The sequence below is a fragment of the Pseudomonas sp. GW460-LB5 genome, assembly GCF_059423245.1.
In genome coordinates, this window is sequence record NZ_JBWKXT010000032.1 from 61,029 (window position 1) to 67,863 (window position 6,835).

Sequence of the window (6,835 nt, forward strand, 5' to 3'; positions counted from 1 at the left end):
GACTGCCCCGAACAAGATCTCCAAAAAGAGGGAACACCATGTCAGTGCACAAGACCGCATTGCTCGGCGCCATGACCGGTGCCGTGCTGGCCAGCGCCAGCCTGCAGGCTGCCGAACCGCCCAAGGCCCTGGGGCCTGGCGAGGGGCGCCTGGATATCGTCGCCTGGCCCGGCTATATCGAGCGCGGTGAAAGCGACAAGGCCTACGACTGGGTGACCGGCTTCGAGAAGGAAACCGGCTGCAAGGTCAGTGTGAAGACCGCCGCCACCTCGGACGAGATGGTCAGCCTGATGACCAAGGGCGGTTATGACCTGGTCACCGCCTCGGGCGATGCCTCGCTGCGGCTGATCGTGGGCAAGCGCGTGCAGCCGATCAACACCGCCCTGATCCCCAACTGGAAGAACATCGACCCGCGCCTGCAGAACGGTGGCTGGTACGTGGTCGACAATCAAGTGTACGGCACGCCATACCAGTGGGGGCCGAACGTGCTGCTTTACAACACCAATACCTTCAAGCAGGCCCCCACCAGCTGGGGTGTGGTGTTCGAGCCGCAGAACCTGCCCGACGGCAAGCCCAACAAGGGCCGCGTGCAGGCCTACGACGGGCCGATCTATATCGCCGACGCGGCGCTGTACCTGAAGTCCACCAAGCCCGAACTGGGCATCAAGGACCCCTACGAGCTGAACGAGGAGCAATACAAGGCCGTGCTGGAACTGCTGCGCCAGCAGCAACCGCTGATCCATCGTTACTGGCATGACGCCACGGTGCAGATGAGTGATGTGAAGAACGAAGGCGTTGTCGCCTCCAGCTCCTGGGGTTACATGGTCAATGGCCTGAAGGGCGAAAACCAGCCGGTGGCCTCGACCATTCCCAAGGAAGGCGCGACCGGCTGGGCCGACACCACCATGCTGCACAGCGAAGCCAAGCACCCCAACTGCGCCTACAAGTGGATGGATTGGTCATTGCAGCCGAAGGTGCAAGGTGATGTGGCGGCCTGGTTCGGCTCGTTGCCGGCGGTGCCGGCGGCATGCACCGGCAGCGAACTGTTGGGGGCCGAAGGTTGCAAGACCAACGGTTTCGACAATTTCGACAAGATTGCCTTCTGGAAGACCCCGCAGGCCCAGGGGGGCAAGTTCGTGCCGTATAGCCGCTGGACCCAGGATTACATTGCGATCATGGGTGGGCGCTGAGGTTGCCTGAATGCCTGTACTAGCCCCTTCGCGGGCAAGCCCGCTCCCACAGGCTGATCACCGCCTGTAGGAGCGGGCTTGCCCGCGAAGAGGCCGGAACAGGAGAAACATCGATGTCCGGAGCCCACGCATGCCCCTAGCCGTCCAGTTCACCCAGGTTTGCCGCACCTTCGGCGAGGTCAAGGCCGTCGACCAGGTCAGCATCGACATCATCGATGGCGAGTTCTTCTCCATGCTCGGCCCTTCAGGTTCGGGCAAGACCACCTGCCTGCGCCTGATCGCCGGCTTCGAGCAACCCACCAGCGGCTCGATCCGCATCCACGGTGTCGAGGCCGCTGGGGTGCCGCCCTACCTGCGCGACGTCAACACTGTGTTCCAGGACTACGCCCTGTTCCCGCACATGAATGTCCTGGACAACATCGCCTACGGCCTGAAGGTAAAAGGCGTGGCCAAGGCCGAACGCCACAACCGCGCCGAAGAAGCATTGGCCATGGTGGCCCTGGCCGGCTATGGCGCGCGCAAGCCAGCGCAGCTGTCTGGCGGCCAGCGCCAGCGCGTGGCCCTGGCCCGCGCTCTGGTCAACCGCCCACGGGTATTGCTGCTGGATGAGCCGCTGGGCGCACTGGACCTTAAGTTGCGCGAACAGATGCAGGGCGAGCTGAAAAAGCTGCAACGCCAGCTGGGCATCACCTTCATCTTTGTCACCCACGACCAGACCGAGGCCCTGTCGATGTCCGACCGGGTCGCGGTGTTCAACCGCGGCCGTATCGAACAGGTCGACACACCGCGCAATCTGTACATGAAGCCCGCCACCCCCTTCGTCGCAGAATTCGTCGGCACGTCCAACGTAGTGCGTGGCGAGCTGGCCATGCAGCTCAACGGCAGCCCGGCGCCCTTCTCCATCCGCCCCGAGCACATCCGCCTGGGCGACCTTGTGGTGACCAGCCACGAAGTGCAGGTAAGCGGCCTGTTGCGCGATATCCAGTACCAGGGCAGCGCCACCCGCTACGAGCTGCAACTGGACAGTGGCCAGCTGTTGGCGGTAAGCCAGGCCAACGACCGCTGGCAAGCACAAGCCCACCCCTGGCAGCCCGGGCAACGGGTGCGGGCACACTGGCCCCGCGAGGCCATGACGGTGCTGCAGGAAAACGAGGCCCACTGAAATGAGCACACTGCGCACCCTGGCCAACCTGCTGTACCGGCGCCCAAACCTTTACCTGGCACTGCTGCTCATACCCCCGCTGACCTGGTTCGGCGCAATCTACCTGGGCTCGTTGCTGAACTTGCTGTGGCAAGGCTTCTATACCTTCGACGACTTCACCATGGCGGTGACCCCGGACCTGACCCTGGGCAACTTCGCCGCGCTGTTCAACCCGTCGAACTTCGACATCATTCTGCGCACCCTGGGCATGGCGGTGGCAGTGTCGCTGGCCAGCGCGGTACTGGCCTTCCCCATCGCCTATTACATGGCGCGCTATACCAGCGGCAAGACCAAGGCATTTTTCTACATCGCGGTGATGATGCCGATGTGGGCCAGCTACATCGTCAAGACCTACGCCTGGACCCTGCTGCTGGCCAAGGGCGGCGTGGCCCAGTGGTTTGTCCAGCAGTTGCACCTGGATGGCCTGCTGCAAGCGCTGCTGGCCGTGCCCGGTGTGGGCGGCAGCACGCTGTCGACCTCCCACCTGGGGCGCTTCATGGTATTCGTGTACATCTGGCTGCCGTTCATGATCCTGCCGATCCAGGCCGCGCTGGAGCGCCTGCCGCCTTCGCTGCTGCAAGCCTCGGCAGACCTTGGCGCACGGCCTGGGCAAACCTTTTTGCAAGTGATCCTGCCGCTGTCGATCCCGGGCATCGCCGCCGGCTCGATCTTCACCTTCTCGCTAACCCTGGGTGACTTCATCGTGCCGCAGCTGGTCGGCCCGCCCGGCTACTTCATCGGCAGCATGGTCTATGCCCAGCAAGGGGCGATCGGCAACATGCCGATGGCCGCCGCGTTCACCTTGGTGCCCATCGTGCTGATTGCGGTGTACCTGTCCATCGTCAAGCGCCTGGGGGCCTTCGATGCACTCTGAAAAAGCGTCTACAGGGCTGCGCCTGGCGGCTTGGGGCGGGCTGCTGTTCCTGCATTTCCCGATCCTGATCATCTTCCTGTACGCCTTCAACACCGAAGACGCGGCATTCAGCTTCCCGCCCAAGGGCTTCACCCTGAAATGGATTGGTGTGGCCTTCGCCCGACCCGATGTGCTGGAGGCGATCAAGCTGTCGCTGCAGGTGGCCTGCCTGGCCACGCTGATTGCCCTGGTGCTCGGCACACTGGCGTCAGTCGCACTGTATCGGCGCAACTTCTTCGGCAAAGAGAGCATTTCGCTGATGCTGATCCTGCCCATTGCCTTGCCCGGCATCATCACCGGCATCGCCCTGCTCTCGGCGTTCAAGACCTTGGGGATAGAGCCCGGGGTGTTCACCATCGTGGTCGGCCACGCCACGTTCTGCGTGGTGATTGTCTACAACAACGTGATCGCCCGCCTGCGGCGCACCTCGCAAAACCTGATCGAAGCGTCGATGGACCTGGGCGCCGATGGCTGGCAGACCTTCCGCTACATCATCCTGCCCAACCTCGGCTCGGCGCTGCTGGCCGGCGGCATGCTGGCTTTTGCCCTGTCGTTCGATGAAATCATCGTCACCACCTTCACCGCCGGCCACGAACGCACCCTGCCGATCTGGCTGCTCAACCAGCTGAGCCGACCGCGCGACGTGCCGGTGACCAACGTGGTCGCCATGCTGGTGATGCTGGTGACCATGCTGCCAATCCTTGGCGCCTATTACCTGACCCGCGGCGGCGAAAGCGTCGCGGGCAGTGGCAAATGACACTGGAGGAGCCCCCGATGCAAACGCAGATGCTGATCAATGGCCAGCTGGTCGCAGGTCAAGGCCCGGCCTGGACCGTGCTCAACCCGGCGCTGGGTACGGCCCTGGCGCAAATCAACGAAGCCACCGAGGCCCAGGTGGACAGCGCCGTGCGCGCCGCCGACCAAGCCTTCGACAGCTGGTCGCAAACCAGCCCCAAGGACCGCTCGCAAACCTTGCTGGCGCTGGCGGACGCCATCGAAGCCCATGGCGATGAACTGGCCCGGCTGGAATCGCAGAACTGCGGCAAGCCCCTCAGCGCGGCGCTGAACGACGAAATCCCGGCGATTGCCGATGTGTTCCGCTACTTTGCCGGTGCGGCGCGCTGCCTGGGCGGCTCGGCGGCCGGCGAATATCTGCCGGGCCACACCTCGATGATCCGTCGCGACCCGTTGGGTGTGGTGGCCTCCATCGCACCCTGGAACTACCCGTTGATGATGCTGGCCTGGAAGATCGCGCCGGCCTTGGCAGCCGGCAACACGGTGGTGATCAAACCCTCCGAACTGACCCCGCTGACCGCCTTGCGACTGGGTGAACTGGCCCAGGACCTGCTGCCGCCGGGCGTGCTGAACATTCTCTTTGGCCGCGGCCAGACCGTCGGCAACCCGCTGGTCAGCCATCCCAAGGTGCGCATGGTGTCGCTGACAGGCTCCATCCCCACGGGCGCGCACATCATCAGCGCCACCGCCGACAGCGTGAAACGCATGCACATGGAGCTGGGTGGCAAGGCGCCTGTGCTGGTGTTTGATGATGCTGACATCGACGCCGCCATCGACGGCATCCGCACGTTCGGCTTCTACAACGCCGGCCAGGACTGCACCGCAGCCTGTCGCCTTTATGTGCAGGACGGTATCTACGACCGCTTCGTCGAGGGCCTGGGTGCAGCAGTAGCGAGCCTGAAACCTGGCCTGCAGGAGGCCGAGGACACCGAACTGGGGCCGCTGAGCAGTGCCCAGCACCGCGACAAGGTCGCCGGGCTGGTGCAGCGGGCCATCGCCCAACCGCACATTCGCCTGGTGACGGGTGGCAAGGCGATTGAGGGCAATGGTTTCTACTTCGAGCCGACCGTGCTGGCCGACGCCCTGCAGGACGACGAGATCGTGCGCAACGAAGTATTCGGCCCAGTGGTCTCGGTCACGCGCTTTAAAGACGAAGCGCAGGCGCTGGAATGGGCCAACGACTCCAACTACGGCCTTGCCTCATCGGTGTGGACCCGCGACACCGGCCGCGCCCACCGCCTGGCGGCGCGCTTGCAGTACGGCTGCACCTGGGTGAATACCCACTTCATGCTGGTCAGCGAAATGCCCCATGGCGGGCAGAAGCATTCAGGGTATGGGAAGGATATGTCGATGTATGGGCTGGAGGACTACACCTGCGTGCGGCATGTGATGATCAAGCATTGAGGAAAGCGTTGGAGTCTGTCGTTAGAGTTGTGGCGCCTACGAGATCGAGCGCCGCGCGGGCGGCGCTCGATTTCTGCCCTGCACAAAATTTCGCAAATCACCCGCAGGCCGGTACGCTAGTCGCGCAAATCGGACTCGTGAATCGGGTTGGCGCGGCTGGTCGCGCGCTGGTACTGCGCAGGCCAGGTGGCCTTGTTGCCGCCCAGGTCGTCGTCGGCGTGCAGTGGCCAGTACGGGTCGCGCAGCAGTTCGCGGGCGAGGAAGATGAGGTCGGCCTGGCCAGTGCGCAGAATGTGTTCGGCCTGGGCCGGTTCGGTGATCATGCCCACGGTGCCGGTGGCAATTTCCGATTCCTTGCGCACACGTTCGGCGAAGCGGGTCTGGTAGCCGGGGCCGGTGGGGATCTCGGCGTTTACCGAGGTACCGCCAGAGGACACATCGATCAGGTCCACACCCAACCCGCGCAGGCGACGAGCCAGTTCGACAGTTTCATCCGGGTTCCAGCCATCCTCGACCCAATCGGTTGCCGAAACCCGCACCAATAGCGGCAATTCGGCAGGCCACACCGTGCGCACGGCCTCGACCACCTGCAGGGTCAGGCGGATACGGTTTTCAAAGCAACTGCCGTACTCGTCGCGGCGCTGGTTGCTCAACGGTGACAGGAACTGATGCAGCAGGTAACCATGGGCGGCGTGTATTTCGACCACCTTGAAACCGGCCTTCAAGGCGCGCTCAGTCGAGGCGACAAAGGCCGCGATTACGCCCTGGATCTCGTCCTGGGTCAGCTCGTGTGGCGCTGTGTGTTGCGGGTCGAAGGCGATCTTCGATGGGCCTACTGGCTGCCAGCCTCCCTCTTCGACTTTCACACTGCCCTGTTTGCCCAGCCATGGGCGGTAGGTACTGGCCTTGCGCCCGGCGTGCGCCAATTGTAGGCCCGGCACGGCCCCCTGGGCGGTAATGAAACGGGTGATGCGTTGCAGCGGTGCAATCTGGGCATCGTCCCACAGGCCGAGGTCTTCGGCGGTGATGCGGCCATCGGCAGTAACCGCCACGGCTTCCGTGATCACCAACCCCGCGCCACCCACCGCACGGCTGCCTAAATGGACAAGGTGCCAGTCGTTGGCCAGGCCATCGATGGCGGAATACTGGCACATCGGCGATACGGCGATGCGGTTGGGCAGGGTCAGCTGACGCAGGGTGTAAGGCTCGAGCAGCAGGCTCATGAGGGCACCTCCCAAGAACTCCAATGGTGATCCGGCCCGGGCACTCAATTGCACGTCCCTGGCCCAGGTCCGGTCATAACTTCAGACTAGACCAGAATGGGTGGGGGGG

6 protein-coding genes are annotated in these 6,835 nt (G+C 63.9%); 5 read left to right on the top strand and 1 reads right to left on the bottom strand.

What is annotated here, in order from left to right; all coding sequences use genetic code 11:
- Positions 1-38: 38 nt before the first annotated feature.
- From ydcS to AC07XM_RS19360, 5 genes are all read left to right on the top strand, one after another.
- Positions 39-1,190 (top strand): putative ABC transporter substrate-binding protein YdcS, encoded by a 1,152-nt coding sequence (gene ydcS, locus AC07XM_RS19340; RefSeq protein WP_023049204.1) that lies wholly within the window; start codon positions 39-41, stop codon positions 1,188-1,190.
- A gap of 130 nt (positions 1,191-1,320) precedes the next feature.
- Positions 1,321-2,352: an ABC transporter ATP-binding protein gene (locus tag AC07XM_RS19345; protein ID WP_096425660.1), complete on the top strand. Its 1,032-nt coding sequence runs from the start codon at positions 1,321-1,323 to the stop codon at positions 2,350-2,352.
- A gap of 1 nt (position 2,353) precedes the next feature.
- On the top strand, positions 2,354-3,265 hold the full coding sequence (locus AC07XM_RS19350) for an ABC transporter permease (RefSeq protein ID WP_102689606.1): 912 nt from the start codon (positions 2,354-2,356) through the stop codon (positions 3,263-3,265).
- Positions 3,255-4,061, top strand: coding sequence for an ABC transporter permease (locus tag AC07XM_RS19355; RefSeq protein WP_016485158.1), 807 nt, complete (start codon positions 3,255-3,257; stop codon positions 4,059-4,061). Before AC07XM_RS19350 ends, AC07XM_RS19355 begins: the two co-directional genes overlap by 11 nt.
- A 17-nt stretch (positions 4,062-4,078) precedes the next feature.
- Entirely contained in the window at positions 4,079-5,503 is a 1,425-nt protein-coding gene (locus AC07XM_RS19360; protein ID WP_102689607.1) for a gamma-aminobutyraldehyde dehydrogenase, read from the top strand.
- 116 nt (positions 5,504-5,619) lie between these two features.
- Here AC07XM_RS19360 and AC07XM_RS19365 read toward each other — a convergent pair whose 3' ends face one another.
- Positions 5,620-6,726, bottom strand: a complete 1,107-nt coding sequence (locus tag AC07XM_RS19365) for an NADH:flavin oxidoreductase/NADH oxidase (protein ID WP_102689608.1) — start codon at positions 6,724-6,726, stop codon at positions 5,620-5,622.
- Positions 6,727-6,835 lie beyond the last annotated feature (109 nt).